This is a genomic window from Nostoc sp. CCY 9925 (assembly GCF_963920935.1).
Classification (GTDB): Bacteria; Cyanobacteriota; Cyanobacteriia; order Cyanobacteriales; family Nostocaceae; genus Nostoc.
The window spans coordinates 1-16,944 of sequence record NZ_CAWUDO010000071.1 but is presented as its reverse complement, the minus strand read 5'-3'; the positions used below and the strand labels follow the sequence as shown (position 1 = coordinate 16,944).

At 42.0% G+C, this 16,944-nt stretch carries 13 protein-coding genes and 1 pseudogene; 5 read left to right on the top strand and 9 right to left on the bottom strand.

Annotated elements, in window-relative coordinates:
• Positions 1 to 19 precede the first annotated feature (19 nt).
• The 7 genes from ACM0OY_RS27915 to mfd all read right to left on the bottom strand — a co-directional run bounded on the left by ACM0OY_RS27915 (position 20) and on the right by mfd (position 8,326).
• Positions 20 to 1,066 carry a PstS family phosphate ABC transporter substrate-binding protein gene (locus ACM0OY_RS27915; RefSeq protein ID WP_414572038.1) on the bottom strand — a complete coding sequence of 349 codons (1,047 nt, stop codon included), beginning with the start codon at positions 1,064 to 1,066 and terminating at the stop codon, positions 20 to 22.
• Positions 1,067 to 1,319: 253 nt separating this feature from the next.
• The gene (locus tag ACM0OY_RS27910) at positions 1,320 to 1,826 is read right to left on the bottom strand and encodes a hypothetical protein (RefSeq protein ID WP_414572060.1); all 507 of its coding nucleotides are present in this window, start codon (positions 1,824 to 1,826) and stop codon (positions 1,320 to 1,322) included.
• Between the two features lie 89 nt (positions 1,827 to 1,915).
• On the bottom strand, positions 1,916 to 2,689 hold the full coding sequence (locus tag ACM0OY_RS27905) for a class I SAM-dependent methyltransferase (RefSeq protein WP_414572037.1): 774 nt from the start codon (positions 2,687 to 2,689) through the stop codon (positions 1,916 to 1,918).
• A 168-nt stretch (positions 2,690 to 2,857) separates the two neighbouring features.
• A complete protein-coding gene (locus tag ACM0OY_RS27900; protein WP_414572036.1) occupies positions 2,858 to 3,742 on the bottom strand; it encodes a TIR domain-containing protein in 885 nt (294 codons plus the stop codon).
• A gap of 341 nt (positions 3,743 to 4,083) precedes the next feature.
• Positions 4,084 to 4,353, bottom strand: coding sequence for a hypothetical protein (locus ACM0OY_RS27895; protein ID WP_414572035.1), 270 nt, complete (start codon positions 4,351 to 4,353; stop codon positions 4,084 to 4,086).
• Positions 4,350 to 4,568 (bottom strand): hypothetical protein, encoded by a 219-nt coding sequence (locus tag ACM0OY_RS27890; protein ID WP_414572034.1) that lies wholly within the window; start codon positions 4,566 to 4,568, stop codon positions 4,350 to 4,352. The genes ACM0OY_RS27895 and ACM0OY_RS27890 overlap by 4 nt, the downstream gene beginning before the upstream one ends.
• 230 nt (positions 4,569 to 4,798) lie before the next feature.
• The gene (mfd, locus tag ACM0OY_RS27885) at positions 4,799 to 8,326 is read right to left on the bottom strand and encodes a transcription-repair coupling factor (protein ID WP_414572033.1); all 3,528 of its coding nucleotides are present in this window, start codon (positions 8,324 to 8,326) and stop codon (positions 4,799 to 4,801) included.
• A gap of 243 nt (positions 8,327 to 8,569) precedes the next feature.
• Between mfd and ACM0OY_RS27880 the strand changes: the two genes are divergently transcribed.
• Positions 8,570 to 9,898 (top strand): hemolysin family protein, encoded by a 1,329-nt coding sequence (locus ACM0OY_RS27880; protein ID WP_414572032.1) that lies wholly within the window; start codon positions 8,570 to 8,572, stop codon positions 9,896 to 9,898.
• Between the two features lie 163 nt (positions 9,899 to 10,061).
• Here the strand turns inward: ACM0OY_RS27880 and ACM0OY_RS27875 are convergent, their stop codons facing one another.
• Both ACM0OY_RS27875 and ACM0OY_RS27870 read right to left on the bottom strand, forming a co-directional pair.
• Complete coding sequence (locus tag ACM0OY_RS27875) at positions 10,062 to 11,243, bottom strand: aldo/keto reductase (protein ID WP_414572031.1); 1,182 nt, start codon at positions 11,241 to 11,243, stop codon at positions 10,062 to 10,064.
• A 176-nt stretch (positions 11,244 to 11,419) separates the two neighbouring features.
• Complete coding sequence (locus ACM0OY_RS27870) at positions 11,420 to 11,611, bottom strand: hypothetical protein (RefSeq protein WP_414572030.1); 192 nt, start codon at positions 11,609 to 11,611, stop codon at positions 11,420 to 11,422.
• Between the two features lie 814 nt (positions 11,612 to 12,425).
• On the opposite strand from ACM0OY_RS27870, the gene dxs reads away from it, so the two are divergent.
• From dxs to ACM0OY_RS27850, 4 genes and pseudogenes are all read left to right on the top strand, one after another.
• The gene (gene dxs / locus ACM0OY_RS27865) at positions 12,426 to 14,333 is read left to right on the top strand and encodes a 1-deoxy-D-xylulose-5-phosphate synthase (protein WP_414572029.1); all 1,908 of its coding nucleotides are present in this window, start codon (positions 12,426 to 12,428) and stop codon (positions 14,331 to 14,333) included.
• An 82-nt stretch (positions 14,334 to 14,415) separates the two neighbouring features.
• The gene (locus tag ACM0OY_RS27860) at positions 14,416 to 15,939 is read left to right on the top strand and encodes a hypothetical protein (RefSeq protein WP_414572028.1); all 1,524 of its coding nucleotides are present in this window, start codon (positions 14,416 to 14,418) and stop codon (positions 15,937 to 15,939) included.
• A gap of 100 nt (positions 15,940 to 16,039) precedes the next feature.
• Positions 16,040 to 16,210 (top strand): hypothetical protein, encoded by a 171-nt coding sequence (locus ACM0OY_RS27855; RefSeq protein ID WP_414572027.1) that lies wholly within the window; start codon positions 16,040 to 16,042, stop codon positions 16,208 to 16,210.
• A gap of 505 nt (positions 16,211 to 16,715) precedes the next feature.
• A pseudogene (locus tag ACM0OY_RS27850) lies at positions 16,716 to 16,944 on the top strand (hypothetical protein); the annotation flags it as partial.

The following is a 16,944-nucleotide window of genomic DNA, read 5'->3' as shown; positions in this document are numbered from 1 at the left end:
TCTGAGTACCATTACAGTGTCAGCGAATTTTGACAAACCCAGCTTGGGTAATCAGTTCCTGCCCCTGCTCAGTCAGCAGTAAGTTGGCGTAAGCGACACCTGCTTGCTGCTCAGTCTGACCATTCTGTTTGACCACCACAAACAGATTGCGCGTAATCGGGTACTTTCCTGATTGAAAAGCCTCAATGTTCAACTTGTTCCGTTTACCAGGACATTCAGACGGGAGGACAAATGGTTCTTGGTAGGGAGCAATATATTGTCCTTGTGTGCGCCCCAATGGCAAGGCTCTAATTGAACATTGAGGAATCACCTCTGGGGCAGAAGCGTAGTAAATGCCACCAGGACTACCAGCCAATTTTTGCAAGGCTTGGGTGGTTGTGGAGATAAATTCCACATTGGAGCTGAAAGCTTGACCACCCAAGATATCTTGGACAAAAAGTTCTACCGTACCGCCATCAACAATCCGGCGGGAATAAGGCTTGATTGGGATATTGGAACCGCCCAACTGGCTCCAATTATTGATTTTGCCAGTGTAAATTGACTTTAACTGGTCTACCGTCAGTCCTGAAATGTTAAGGTTTGGGTTAACTGCAACTGCTAAACCATCAATTGCTACAGGAATTTGTTTCAAAGTGAACCCACGTTGCTGGGCGCGGTTAAACTCTTGGTCTAAAATTGGTCGAGAAGACTGGGCAAAAGCTAGTTGACCATCTATCAGCGACTGGATACCAGTACCAGAACCAGGAGATGTATTACTCGGTTCTACATAACGCAGCCTAAATTCTGCTCGCGCTGCTTGAATTGCTGGGTCAACAACTAATCGAATTGGTGCCCAAGATGTACTACCTCCGTAATTGAATAATCCAGTCGGAACATCCTGGACTGAGGCGAAAGGATTGCCACTAGGTTTTCCTGATGGGGGTTGGGGTGTGTTGGTGCTACGAGAATTAATTTGATTTAGGTCAACACCAGATTTTCTGCTGAACCACCAAAAACCACCAGCTATTAACCCAACAGTGATTAGTATAGATAAAACAAGAATAGGTATTTCATTTTTTTGGGACATAACAATTACCCGTGTGTCCGTTTATATTAGGAACTGGGGATTGGGTATTGGGCATGGGGTACAAGAGAAAGAGGTCTAGGGCGTGTTTTCAAACTCGTTGTATCCTAAAAAATGAGCATCTTTAGTGTACTCACGATGAACCGAAGGGCAACAAGTATATAACACTGGGAGAGATTACAACCGTTACTAACACGAGAACAGCCGCTGACAGGCCAGCCTTAAAGATGACTATCGCACGTTTGTAAATGGCATTCTAACGCCCTAACCCTATCTTGTTCTGAGTACCGATCTGGATACTGCATAAAGCTGGACTTGTAGTAAAGTTACAAGTGTAGGTTGCTAAGGATTCTTTTTGATAATTAAATACCCGGACATTGTAACGAAAGTTCCGTGCAGTGCTACCCAAACGATTCACAAAATCATAGCGTTCTACATAGTCTAATAAGCTCCAAATTTGTTGATTAACTATCAAATCAACTCGCGCGGGTTCTTTTTCAAAAGCTGGATATGCTATCCAATTATCCAATAGCTTTTTCTCAGAATTTTGTTGTGCCCACCATAAACTGGGAACGGTTAATCGTACTGGGTTAATGGTGTTAGCTGTGATTATATAGTCTGTTGGCTTGGTCAATAAATCTAGTTCTAAAGGCGCACTAGAAGGCGGCGGTATCGGGCGTGTTTGGGCTAGTGAGGTCGGTATTAGTAAACCAGCGAAGCTAATGGTTAGTAGTAATGAAAATGATGTCTGGCCATGTCTCATCACAAGCCGCTTCACGTCTACGCACAATTTAGGTATATGCATAACTGATACTTATTCGTAATTAAAGCATAAGTCAAAATTCGCACAATCTAAATCTTAATTGCAACGATGCGAATTCTTCGATAGTCTGCTGTCCAATTTCCTTGTTGATACAGTGTTGGCTTAAGATATTCCTCCACGACGCGAATTACTTGTATTTGTTGCTCATCAGAAAGTCCTGTTAAAAAACTGCTGGCGAACATCCGAATCCAGTTTGCCATACCTGCCTCTCCTTCTGCTAAAGGAGTTGGACGAGCAAACAAGGTGCTATAGATGACATCAAAGCCTTGCTGTTCTAATAGGGTGGCGTATTCACCAATACTAGGGAAATACCAAGGATTTAGGGCTTGTGCAGGGATATTAATTGCTTCTAAGGCCTTGGATAAAGCTGTGGCGATCGCCAAAACATTCCCCTTACCACCAAACTCGGCTACAAAACGCCCTCCGGGTTTTAGGCTTTGGTGTATGGAAGCGATCGCGCTATCTGCTTGTTTCACCCAATGCAATACAGCGTTGGAAAACACAGCATCAAAGGGTTGTTCAACTTGAAAATTTGTCGCATCGGCAACATCAAAGCGGATATGGGGATAGTTTTCTCTTGCTTTTTCAATCATCGCGAGTGCGCTATCAATTCCCCATACTTGGGCACCAGCTTGGGCAATTTTTTCTGTGAGTTGTCCAGTTCCACAACCGAGATCTAAAATTGATTCTCCTGACTGGGGGTTGAGTAGTTGCAACAAGTCTTCGCCATACTGCCAGACAAAGGCGTGTTTATCTTCATAGAGAAAAGTGTCCCAATTCTTGCTTGTCGAAATATTTTTCATAAACAACTATGGTGGTATTTAATTGTATATAATAAAACCTTTTATGTGGGATCACTTACCAGAGTAACCTACAAAGAATAATTTACCTTGCTTCTGTTTAATCAAAGTAGAACTAGGTACATATTTCCATCCCAAACAACTATATTTGCGGGCTAGGAGCACTTATCTTTATAGAGTTGCTAAAATTTCCTTACAAGCTTTGCGGAGCTTATCTTGATCTGCTTCACGACAATCAATGAATTGAATAAGTCTCATATAAGTTGGTAACTCTGTGCTGTATAGATAAATCGGCAATAAAACACTGTCTTCTGATTCACGATGCCTGAACATAGCAATGTTGAACTCCTCTTTACAAACCTTTGAACTTAGATAAGTTGGTGAATATACAGCCACAACTTTGCGACAATCATCAAGAGCATCGTAAAGCTCTTGCTGCCAAGACACCCCTGTATTAAGATTTTTACGGTCAAGAAAAATACGAAGATTTGGGCCCTGTCGATGAAGCTCTTCAGCTAAAAAAATGACTTCATCCATATTGAGGTGGGAATAGCTAATAAAAAGATCGTACTTGAATTTAGAACTCGACTTCACAAAAGATCCCAAATAGTTTCGCTTTAAAACCGAAAATGCACCTTTGAGTTCAGCAGCCTTAAGTTCTGAGTATTCGACAATCTTCAAGTTTTCAACTGGTAAGCCCAGAGCCAGCCAATGGGCTGCCGCATCTAAAAGGGGTTCAAGTATATCGAGTAAAGGCACACGTTGAGCGCCAGTTGCTACTAAGGGCATAGCGATACTCGTAATTGAAGGACTTTGAGTAATAAAAAGCATTAAGCTTTGAAATATCTCACCGACAACTTCAGATGGCTGACCACGCATCTGTGGCTCGAAGCATAGAATCCGCTTGAATTGAATACCTGGATCGGACGAATGAATCTCCTGTGACATCCAGCACGAAAATGATTTGCGTAAATCAACTGCCTTTGTCTGAGCTAGTTCAGCGACAGAAACGCCTTTGCGATGAAGAGCGCCAATTAACGATGTAGGCGTTGGCACATAGTCATTAGGAAAGGCAGATACCACTAGGATGTCAACGGCTTCTTCAACAGGTATTTCTGCTAAGTTGCCATGATATATTTTATATATTTATTTTTTGAACCATACTGTATCTCTAACTCATCAAGCAGTTTCATTAGAACCTCTTCACTGAAAATAAATATGAAATTTCAACTAATAATATTAGTGTAAAATAATACATTGTTTTCTTATAAGAGAGATATTTAACGAATTTTAATCAACCGCAACAGTTGATTGGCTGGGACTGGCAAAGTACCATAGCGATCGCTCTCCATAACAGAAGTATTAAAGTTTGAGTAGAAGCAACTTTTGAGTTGTCGCTACAACTGAGAGAGCAACCTGTCATACTCGGCGTGTGAACCAAGCCAAAACCAAATAATGGTATCTCCATCTAACTGTCCAACTGCTCGGTAACTTTTGCTAATCCGTGCTGAATAAATTGGTAGTTCTGGATGTACTTTTTTGAAACGCAAGCTTGGATGGCTAGGATCTTGTTTGAAAAGGCGGTATGCCTCACGCGTTTGCTCTTGAACTTGCTCGGGTAAATTGGCAAACTCTTGACGAAACTGAGCAGTTATACGTGACTTCACAACGTATCTGGATCTAAATCTTGGGTTTTACCTGCACGGTATTCAGCCATTGCCTCAGCTGCAAGTTTGGCAAGTATGTCTGGAGAACGGGCAAAAGCTTCATCCCAACGGCGTTCGTCTTCTAGTTCTGCCAAAATTATTGCCGCGATCGCATCTTGTTCGGTGGCAGGTAAGCTTTTCAATCGGGATATCGCCAATTCCAGTAGCTCAGTCATAGCTGTGTATTGTTAGGAAAGTCCTACTATCAATTATCTCTGTTTGGTCTTCTTTGGGGGTGTGAGGTTGCGATGTGCGTCTTTATAATTCCAAATAATAAAGTTTGAGACAGTTTTACAATAAAACCAAAGACGTTGAGTTTGAACTAACCTAATGCCTATACCTGAAACTAACCCAAAGATAACAATTGAATCAATGTAGAGACGTGGCATTGCTACGTCTCTACTTGTCAAACAACAGCTGCCTCTGGAATTGCGCCTTGCATTTTTGCGAACGCATCAATCAAACTTTGCAATTGTTGGTCGGCTTTGAAAACTCCTAAACCGCGCACTGTGACTTTCCCCGGAGAATAGACAAAGCGGGTTTTGAGATTATCTGGTAAGTTCGCCGCCAACAAATTCCAAGCTGGTTCTTCCATTGGTGTTTCTAAAACGACGTGTTGCTTGTTTTCTGGTTTAATCCGGCTAAATCCGATTTTTTTCGCTAACTGTTTGAGTTCCATGACTCGCAATAGTTGATTGGCTGGGACTGGCAAAGTACCATAGCGATCGCTCCACTCAGCTGCAATCTGTTTTAATTCTCCTTTCGATTTCGCTGTAGCTACCGCCCGGTAAGCACTCATCTTTTGATCCAAATCGGTAATATAATCTGCTGGGATAAATGCCGTCAGGTTGAGGTCAATCTGGGTATCCTCAACTTGGGGAATTTCTTGACCGCGAATTTCCCGAATTGCTTCTTCGAGCATTTCCATGTATAAATCAAAACCGATAGCATCCATTTGACCGGATTGTTCAGCACCTAGCAAGTTACCCACACCGCGAATTTCCATGTCGCGCATTGCTAATTGATACCCAGAACCCAGTTGAGTAAATTCTTGAATTGCTCGTAAACGTTGGCGTGCGGCATCAGATAACGTCCGTTGCTTGGGATAAAATAGCCAAGCATGAGCTTGGATACCTGCACGTCCCACACGACCGCGTAATTGGTACAGTTGAGCCAAGCCGAAGCGATGAGCGTCTTCAATTAAGATGGTATTGACTCGCGGAATATCTAAGCCAGATTCGATAATTGTCGTACAAACGAGGATATCTGCTTCACCATTGCTGAAGGTGAGCATGGTTGATTCTAACTCGCTTTCATCCATTTGACCGTGAGCGATCGCAAATCTACCCCCTGGTATCATTTCTCGCAAGCTTGCGGTTGTTTCTTCAATGCCTTCAACTCGTGGAACTACATAAAATACTTGTCCGCCTCTGTCTAATTCTTGACGTATGGCACTACGCACGCTTTCCGGATTTAGTGGTGCGAGGTGAGTTTTAATCGGGCGTCGAGTTGGAGGTGGTGTGGTAATTAAACTCATTTCCCGAATTCCCGACAAAGACATGTACAGGGTACGGGGGATGGGAGTAGCAGAGAGAGTCAGCACGTCAACTTGAGTTTTCAAGCTTTTAATTTTCTCTTTTTGGTTCACCCCAAAGCGCTGTTCTTCATCCACCACCAACAGTCCTAAATCCTTGAATGATACGCCTTTGCCTAAAAGTTGGTGTGTGCCAACAACTACATCGAGTTCGCCCGTTGCCAATCGCTTTTGAATATCGCGGCGTTCTTCAGCGGAACGAAAGCGATTGAGTAAGCCGACATTCACCGGGTACGGAGCAAAACGTTCTTTGAGTGTATGGTAGTGCTGCTGAGTTAAAATAGTTGTAGGCGCCAAGAGTGCCACTTGTTTACCGGCGGTGACTGCTTTAAAAACAGCACGAATCGCCACTTCCGTTTTTCCAAAACCGACATCGCCACAAACTAAGCGATCCATTGGGCGATCGCTTTCCATGTCGCGTTTGACATCTTGTACGGCTTTTAGCTGATCTGTTGTGGGTTGGTAAGGGAAAGAGTCTTCCATTTCCTCTTGCCAAGGCATATCACTTGGGAAAGTAAAACCTTGTTGTTGCGATCGCGCTGCATATAATTTCAGCAAGTCCACCGCCAATTTCTTAATCGCTTTGCGGACTTTGTTTTTGGTATTCTCCCAAGCTTTACCAGTCATCTTATTGAGTTCTGGTGCTTTATCGCCTGCGGCGCGGAACCGAGATAATGCACCTAATTGATCGGCTGCGACTCTCAGTAAACCATCGGCATATTGCACCACCAAATAATCACGAGTTTCGTCATTAATCGTTAAGCTTTCCAGCTTCACAAATTTGCCAACACCATGATTTCTGTGAACCACATAATCCCCTGGACGTAGCTTATTGGGGTCAACTTGCTTAGAAGTAGCTTTGTGGCGTTTGCGGATAAAACCGGGAGTTGCTAAGGAGTGCTGACCATAAAATTCTCGGTCAGTAACGATTACTAGGCGGTAGGTAGGCAGAATGAAACCTTCTAGTTCCGCCAGCCCAGAATATTTAAGTGCGACTGGAGTATGGTTGATTTGTAGCTTATCAATTGCTAGGTAGTCGCGGGGATTGGGAATAAATTGAGCCGGACAATCATGTTCTTGTAACAGCGACACAGAACGCGAAGGTTGAGCAGAAATCAGCCAGATAGAGAAATTGCGATCGCGTTCGTGGCGGATAGTTTCAGCTAATTTAGCAAACTGATGTGGCGTCACCGGAACAGATCTACTCGCCAGATTAATTCCATCATTTTCTTCCGACAGTTCCGATAAATATAGTGTTTGAAATTTGGCAACATCAGCCAAAGACTCATCAAACGACCGATGAATTTTCGGTAGTCCACTGATGACTGATGACTGATGACTGATGAGTGACCATTGTTCTTCAGCATTTTCTACCCAGCGATCGCTATGAGCATGACACTGTTCTGGTTCATCAATAGCAATCAAGGTGTTTTCTGGTAAGTAGTCTAGCAGGGATGCTGGTTGCTCGAACGCTAAACCTAAAAAACGACGGCTACCTTCAATCAATGATGAGTTCCCATTGCTGAGTGCTGAGTCAGAATTTAACTGAGCACTCAAAACTCGAAACTCGGCACTATCCTTGAGTGGTGCCGTGATGATGGGAGCAAAGCTCGTTGGGGTGAGAATTAACTGCTCAACTTTGTCAAGGGCAGAACGTTGAGTTGCTGGGTCAAATTCTCGTATTTGTTCGATTTCGTCGCCAAACCATTCCAGCCTGACTGGTAACTCCGAGGAAACCGGGAAGACATCAACAATATCGCCACGCCGACTCCACTGCCCTTCAGTTTCCACCAGAGGTACTCGTTCGTACCCCAAAATAGTTACTTTCTCACTAAAAGCATTCAGGTCTAATTCCATCCCCCGCTTCAGCGTCAAGCAAAATTCTTGAAAAGCTTCTGGTGGTGGTAAATGAGGTTGTAGCGCCCCTTGAGTTGCCACAATTGCGATATTTGTCGTTTGTCCTTTGTCATTTGTCCTTTGGTTTGTTTCTAATGACTCTTGACTTTTGACCAAATCCGCCAACACCTGCATTTGCCCCCAACTCATTTCTGTTTCTGGGTCAAAAGGTTCGTAAGGAGAAGCTTCAGAGGTGGGGTAAAAATGTACTGTTTGCCATCCCATTGCCTCCAGTTGTGCGTAAACGCGTCCAGCTTCTTCCAGAGTGGCAGATACCACGAACAAATTCCTACCCTGAGTTTGCGCCAATGCCGAAGCCACCAAACCCTTTGGCAACCGGGGAATGCCATTTAACCGCAATTGTTGTTGGCGATTTAACTTAGAAATAAATTCAGTAGTGAGCGGCGATCGCCCTAAGGCACGCACAATAGAAGAAAATGACATAAGTTCTACTAACAATGGAAGTCTTGGCGCTTGTTGAAAATCTTCAGGCAGGTTATGTCCACCATTTTAAAAGTGTTAACAGCCCTCTTATTCATTCTCAGGAAGAATAATGTACAACGACATCATAAAATCAACAACTCATAACTATTACTTTGTGTATAGTCAAACAATTTATCGAAACACCTTTAATACTAGATACTAAGGATTGAGCTACGTTCGCTCTGATAAGCGGCAACTTTAAACATGTCCTCCATCACTTTTGAAATTTTAATCATCTTGGTGTTAATCATTGCCAATGGCGTATTTTCGATGTCTGAGATGGCAATTGTCTCAGCACGGAAAGTTAGACTACAGCAGCTTGCTAATCAAGGGGATGCTAAGGCAAGGGTAGCACTCAAACTCGCTGAGTCTCCAAATAATTTCTTGTCAACCATTCAAGTAGGTATTTCTCTCATCGGTATTCTGACTGGTGCTTTTGGAGGAGCGACAATTGCTAACCGACTGGCAGTCTATGTGCGACTTGTCCCTGCCTTGGCATCTTATAGCGAACCGCTATCTTTTGGAATTGTAGTGTTGATTATTACCTATTTGTCACTGATTATCGGCGAATTAGTGCCGAAGCGTTTGGCATTAAATAACCCAGAAGGTATCGCAGCATTTGTAGCTATTCCCATGCGTGCCTTATCGGCGATCGCTTCTCCAATGGTACATCTTTTAAGTGCTTCTACAGATATGGTACTGAGATTGTTAGGCGTAACCCAATCAACTGAACCGCAAGTCACTGAAGAAGAAATTAAAATCTTAATCGAGCAAGGTACTGAGGCGGGAACCTTTGAGGAAGCCGAACAGGATATGGTAGAACGAGTTTTTCGTTTAGGCGATCGCCCTGTAAGCTATTTAATGACGCCTCGTCCTGATATCGTCTGGCTAGATTTAGATGACAGTGCTGAAGAAAATCGCCAAAAAATGGTTGATAGTGCCTACTCCCGGTATCCAGTTTGTCAAGGGGGACTTGATAATGTCTTGGGTGTAATCCCAGTTACCGACTTATTAGCTAGGAGTTTTCGAGGTGAACAGCTAGACTTAACAGTAGGATTGCGGCAACCTGTCTTTGTACCAGAAAGTACCCGTGGTTTGAAAGTTTTGGAATTATTTAAGCAAACCGTCACTCACATGGCACTGGTAGTTGATGAATACGGCGTAATTCAAGGATTAGTCACTCTCAACGACATTATGAGCGAAATTGTGGGTGATGTTCCTTCCACAGATGGGCAAGATGAACCACAAGCCGTGCAACGGGAAGATGGTTCTTGGCTTCTGGATGGAATGTTACCTGTGGAAGAGTTTTTGGAACTTTTCGGTATGGAAGAATGGGAATCTGAGGAACGTGGCAGTTATCAAACCTTAGGTGGTTTTGTCATCACTCATTTAGGTCGTATTCCCGCCGCAGCAGATCATTTTGAATGGGAAGGTATGCGAATTGAAGTTATGGATATGGATGGTAACCGCGTTGATAAGGTGCTAGTTGTACCAAAGGCAAATAAATCAGCAAATACTACAACATCTGATTAGCATGGAGCCGAAGAGGCTCAAAGGCAAAGGGGAAAGACTGCTGCAATTTCTTCTCTTCTCCCCATCTTCCCTATCAGTTAGCAGTAAACAGTTATCAGCAGAAAAGCCTGTGATAACTGTTTACTATTAACTGTTGGGTGATTTAATGTGCCTAACCTCAGACTTACTGTTGAGACAATCGTTTTACTTCTTCACCCGCCAACAATTGATGTGCTTTGTGGAGAATTCGAGGTATTTTATCTGCGTGAGGACTAGCGGCGAGACATTGGCGCAAGTCTAATTCGTTTAATTGATCGCTCTTATTCCCAGGAAACCAATGACTAGCATTACCAAGCAGGTTATAACGCATTTTGCCATAGTCTACCAAATCGTAGGCGATCGCTAAATTCCACAACCACAAAATCACCCGAATATTTATCTCACCAGGCGTTTTATCAAGTGTGGGTAAATTATCTTCCCAGGTTTTTACCCAATCTTCTCCCAAAGTGGCGATCGCTTCTGCTTCTAACCGTGCCAAAATTGGTGGCAGAATTTCTGATGCTCTATCTACTAATTCTAAAGTCTTCAAATGTTCGTCAAAATCTTCTGGTTTTGCTGCTCCCAAACTCAATGTATGTACTTGGTGATGGCTCAAACAAAACAAATCATTAAACACCATTGGACTCAAAGGAGCGCAAAGATTGACTAATTTTTGCGGTGGTTGATATAACAAACCTCCTTTATCAGATGGGCTAATAATAAATACCCCCATATCTTGACGTTTAGCTGCTTCAATTGCTGCCCAATTCCATTGATTAATGTAGTACCAGTGCAGGTTTACATAATCAAATTGATTAGTATTAATTGTCTGCACAATTACATCTGTTGGGCCATGTGTAGAAAAGCCAACAAATCTCACTTTTCCCTCTGCTTGTAACTGACGTACCACATCTAAACAGCCGCCGGGACGAATACTGTAGTCCAACGACTCACGAGTATTAATGCCATGCAAACCTAAAAGGTCAACATAATCTAGTTGGAGATATTGCAACGATTTCTCAAAATTTTCGCGGAATTCTTTTGCATCTTCTCTTGGACCGACTTTGGTCTGAACAATCAACTTTGCGCGGGGAAACTTGGGCAATATTCTTCCCAATTGCATTTCGGAAGTGCCATAACCGCGGGCAGTTTCAATGTGATTAATTCCAACTTCCACAGCTTTTTTAATGGTCGCTTCTAGATTAGCCTGGTTCTTAGCAGGAATTTCTGACTCAGGAACATCTTGCCATTTGAACTGATATCTCATGCCGCCGCAGGAAAAGACCGGCATCTGTAATTCTGTGCGTCCAAATCGTCTATATAGCATTAGTGGATTGTGGATTATTTAACAACTTAAAACCTCAAAACAAGACTCATTCGAGCCTTTAATGTCACAATAATTACCTCTGTTTAAGCTGTGACATCAGCAATATTTATTCGAGGATGAGATTTGTCAAGTCTTTTGGTTATTAGACTGCGACTTGTTCCAGCTCCACAAACCAATTATGACATTCTAGTTAATACTAGCAAGGATTTTTCGATCGCATTTTCAATTGCTTGCTGAATTTCTTCTTTAAGCGGAAGCCTATCACTGCCACTAATTAAAATCTTGCTTTGCGACAAGCCGTGAAAAGCTAATGCATAGCTTCTGCTTCTTCTATCTGTGAATGTGGAATGAACTACTTGTGAATCCACGGTAGCATTAAATGGGAATCAAGTTGCTGCTAAACGCGATCGCCCTGGGGCTGTAACATAAAGAATATTCTCTGGGTTCTCTTGGGGTGCTTGCTTGACAGTGTAAAGCTCGTATTCATTAGCAGTACATCTAATGCTGACTTGGTGACCAACAACACAACCAATAGCTGCTAATTTTTCCGGGTAAGTATAACAGTGTTATTTTGTACATACAGCTATTTTTGCCAAGTAATAATATATGTAATTATTATCTACTTTATGTTTAAGTATTATTTTATGGGATTTATTTCACAGCTTAATTTATAAGCCTTATGTTATATTGTTTTTCAGCATTTTCTTTGCCATTTATGCAACAAATATGATAAAGTTTATTAAGAAAAATAAAGTTTAAGTTACGAAGTTAGTACTGAATTTGGAGGAAAAAACCGAGTAGCTTTACTGACAAAGTTATGGTAAACAAATGAAGTGGCGATCGCACAGCAGAACATCTGGTGGTATCAAACCAAGACAACAAACATGCGTGAGGTAGCTTTAAAAGGCAAAAGGGAGTAGGTAATAGGCAATGGGGAAAGATTAATTGCCTGTTGGTTGTTGCCTTGTACTTAAGTTGAAAATTCACAGCAAGGGCTGATATAGTTTGAATTCTTTTTTGACGAATTGTTAATGATTGGCACATTTTTAGGGGTTATCAATTACGAAGTTATACTTTCCGCTACAACTTAGTAACAATGTAACAGTCTGATTATGTGGATAACCCGACCGTGGGAAAATCATAGATACCGAAACCAGAAATTAGAGAGGAAAACCCTGTAATATGCATCTGAGCGAAATTACTCATCCCAATCAGTTGCACGGTTTATCCGTTCGACAACTGCAACAAATTGCCCGTCAAATTCGAGATAAGCATCTTCAAACCGTAGCGGTTAATGGTGGACATTTGGGACCAGGGTTGGGTGTCGTAGAATTAACACTAGGGCTTTATCAAACACTGGACTTAGATCGGGATAAAGTCATTTGGGATGTAGGACACCAAGCTTATCCCCACAAACTACTTACAGGACGTTACGATTCCTTCCATACCCTCAGACAAAAGGACGGAGTTGCCGGTTATCTCAAGCGTTGTGAAAACAAATTCGATCATTTTGGTGCTGGACATGCTTCCACCAGTATTTCAGCTGCATTGGGTATGGCTTTAGCGCGAGATTTAAAAGGCGAAAAATTTAAAGCCGTGGCTGTCATTGGCGATGGCGCACTTACAGGAGGTATGGCTTTAGAAGCCATCAACCATGCGGGACACTTGCCGAAAACTAATTTGTTGGTTGTTCTCAACGACAACGACATGTCCATATCTCGCAACGTGGGCGCGATTCCCCGCTATCTGAACAAAATGCGCCTCAGCCAACCAGTGCAATTTATTAAAGATAATCTTGAGGAACAGTTTAAACAAATTCCCTTCGTTGGTGAATCTCTGTCTCCGGAACTCGGACGCATCAAAGAAGGTATGAAACGCTTAGCTGTTCCCAAGGTGGGTGCAGTTTTTGAAGAACTCGGCTTTACCTACATCGGCCCAGTTGATGGACATAATTTAGAAGAATTAATTGCCACCTTCCAACAAGCACATCAAATACCAGGCCCAGTTTTGGTACATGTGGCAACAGTCAAGGGCAAAGGTTATGAAATCGCCGAACAAGACCAAGTAGGTTACCATGCCCAAAGCCCCTTCAATGTAGCAACTGGCAAAGCTATTCCCTCCAGCAAACCCAAACCGCCAGCTTATGCCAAAGTCTTTTCTCACACTTTGGTGAAACTTGCCGAACAAAACCCGAAAATCGTCGGCATTACTGCGGCGATGGCAACCGGAACAGGTTTAGATAAACTGCAAGCAAAACTGCCCAATCAATATATAGATGTCGGTATTGCTGAACAACACGCTGTGACTTTAGCAGCTGGACTGGCAACTGAAGGAATGCGTCCCATCGCCGCCATTTACTCTACCTTCTTGCAACGCGCCTACGACCAGATCATTCATGATGTCTGCATCCAAAACTTACCAGTCTTCTTCTGCTTAGACAGGGCAGGAATTGTTGGTTCCGATGGCCCCACCCACCAAGGTATGTATGACATCGCTTATCTGCGTTGCATTCCTAACATGGTAGTGATGGCGCCCAAAGACGAAGCAGAACTGCAACGCATGATAGTAACTGGCGTTAACCATACTAGCGGCCCCATCGCCATGCGTTACCCGCGTGGCAATGGCTACGGCGTTCCTCTGATGGAAGAAGGCTGGGAACCTCTGGAAATCGGCAAAGGCGAAATTTTACGTACAGGCGATGACGTGTTAATTGTCGGCTATGGCACAATGGTTTATCCAGGAATGCAAGCGGCTGAAATCTTGAGTGAACACGGCATTGAAGCAACTGTGATTAATGCCCGTTTCGTTAAGCCTTTGGACACCGAGTTGATTTTGCCTTTAGCTAAGAAAATCGGACGCGTTGTCACCTTAGAGGAAGGCTGTGTCATGGGTGGCTTTGGTAGTGCGATCGCCGAAGCTTTATTAGATGCAGATATTCTCGTTCCTGTCAAGCGTTTTGGTGTACCAGATGTGTTAGTAGACCACGCCGAACCCAATGAATCGAAGACAGAATTAGGTTTGACTAGCCATCAAATAGCAGAGAGAGTTTTGTCAGCTTTCTTTAAACAACAAGTATCTGCTGTTGTTTAGCTAATTCTTTGTAAGAATAAAATTATCGCCCACACTTGTGATTCAAGTGTGGGCGATAATTTTATTAAATTTGGGAAAACTTATGAAACTATTTACAATTGGTGACAGTATTTCTCAAGGCTTTATGTCTTTGGCAGCAGCCCGGACAGACCTTTGCTTTTCAACTTTGATTGCTAAGTCAATCGGGCTACAAGTTGGTGCTGAATATCTTTACCCTGAATGGCCAATGGGTGGACTACCAGCCAATATTGAGAATATTTTACGACGTTTGGAGAAAAAATATGGCTCAGATATCAACGGCTTCGATTGGGTCACCATATTGCCAACTATTGAGAAAGTATTAGATGAAGCTGAAGATTACTATGAACGCCAAGGAGGTAGTGCTAAGCAGCCTTATCCAGGAGGATTTGAATTCTTCCACAATGTAGCAATTCAAGGCTTTGATGTTGCTGATTCTTGGATGATTACACCCCATATTTGTAAACACCAAATTGAAATTAGTAACGAAAAAGGAGAAAATAAACCTGATTTTTTAGGTCTACCTAATGCTGGGTTCTACCGAACAGCACTGAAAGTTCTCAACCCATCTTTAAACCCTATTTATGACAACTATAGTCAACTAGATTGGTTGAAGCATCATACAACCACAACTCAAGGAGTTGAGAATTTAATTCTCTGGCTAGGATCGAACAATGCCCTTGGGACTGTCATCAGTTTACAAATTAATCAAACTCCCAATGACTCGAATCAGACTCTCAAAAACCCAAGTCAAAAGCCTGAATCATTCCGGGAGGTAAGAGAACAATGGAACCTGTGGCATCCCAATGATTTTGAGGCTGAATATCAAGAATTGCTCGATCGCGTTGATACAATCATGCAGGGTAACAACAATCCTGATTGGAATGTCTTCGTTGGAACAGTACCACTGATAACTATCATACCTTTAGCAAAAGGCGTGGGGCCAACTACTGAAATTAACATCCCTGGAGATGATAGGCCTTCAATTTACTACAAATACTATACTTATTTTCCTTTTGAAGAGGATACGGTTAGAAAAACTGGAACTTTATACCTAACGCTACAAGATGCACTCTACATTGATGACTGTATTCGCAAATACAATCAAATAATTAGAGAACTGGTCAAGAGTAAGAACAGTAACTATCAGCGATCGCGGTATCACATTGTTGAACTTGCTAATGCCTTACAAGAAATTGCCTTCAAGCGAAATGCTGGACAAGTACAGTATGATTTTCCAGAATATTTCGATTTTATCTATCCCCAAGTTAACACTAAATACTACCACGCAGATACAAGCGGGCGACTACGACAAGGTGGACTATTTAGTTTAGACGGCATTCATCCATCTGCCATTGGTCAAGGTTTGATTGCTTATGAATTCCTCAAAGTAATGGCACAAATTGGAGCTGTTAATAGTACCGAACTAAATTGGAAATCAATCTTTTTGAGCGATAAACTTTATTCACAACCCATTACTTTAATGCATGAGTTTTACGATAATAAAGAATTTGCTGAAGCTATCATCAAGCTTTTCGGAAGGAATCCACTTGCCAGAAACGTACCTATGACTAGAAGACTTGGTTAAAGTAACAAGCTTAATTCTAGTAAAAATAACATTTTTGTAGGGTGTGTTAAACGCATATTTCGAGACTTAATAAACGATCTCTTATGCGATCGCCTAAGCCTTGTTAGATGCAGATATTCTGATTTTTGTCAAGCCTTTTGGCGTACTAGATGTTTTAGTAAACCATACCGAACCGAATGAATTTAACGCAGAATTAGGTTTGGGCGATCGCCAAATAGCACAGAGAGTTTTAGAAGCTTTCTTTAAAAAAGAAGTATCTGCTGTTTTTTAGCTAACTCTCCATCATAACGAATCGCCCACACTTGTGACTCAGGTGTGGGCAATCTTTTATGAAAAGTCTAAGTTTCATATCAGTAATATGATGTTTGATTAAACTTAGTCAATCAGTGAAACCACTAGGTATTAAATTATTACTTAAATTAACTGATATCGTTATATTATCTGTATACTTAATCTAGTTAATTACTCGGATTCTTATACGATCAATTCAGTAACAGTATCAATTTAGAAAAAAGCGATCGCTCTATTTTTTATGGGTTTAACCACTTGTAGCAGTAGTCAGTAACATTAGCACATCAACTGATTGTTAAACATCGGCATCAAGAGATTTTGAAGCCTGTTACTTGTTGCCTGTTTCCTGCTATAAATTAACCCCGTGTTTTGTCGTGGATTTTTTTTCAAAATCAAGATTGATTTTGATATTCAATCCATAAGAATTTTTGTCTACATTTCAAAATGCCTGCACTATCTTAAAACTCAAAAAAGAGGATAAAATCATGGCTATTCTAGGAACAAACAATAACGATAATCTAGTCGGCACTTCTGGAAATGATACTATTCAAGGCTTAAACGGTAATGATACCCTTTCTGGGCTGGGTGGAAACGATCAATTATTAGGTGGCGCTGGAAGTGATACCTTATCTGGCGGTGCAGGGAACGACCAATTTGTTTTCGAGTACTTTGATAATTCTGTTGTTGCCAAAGAGCAAGATATCGTCATTGATT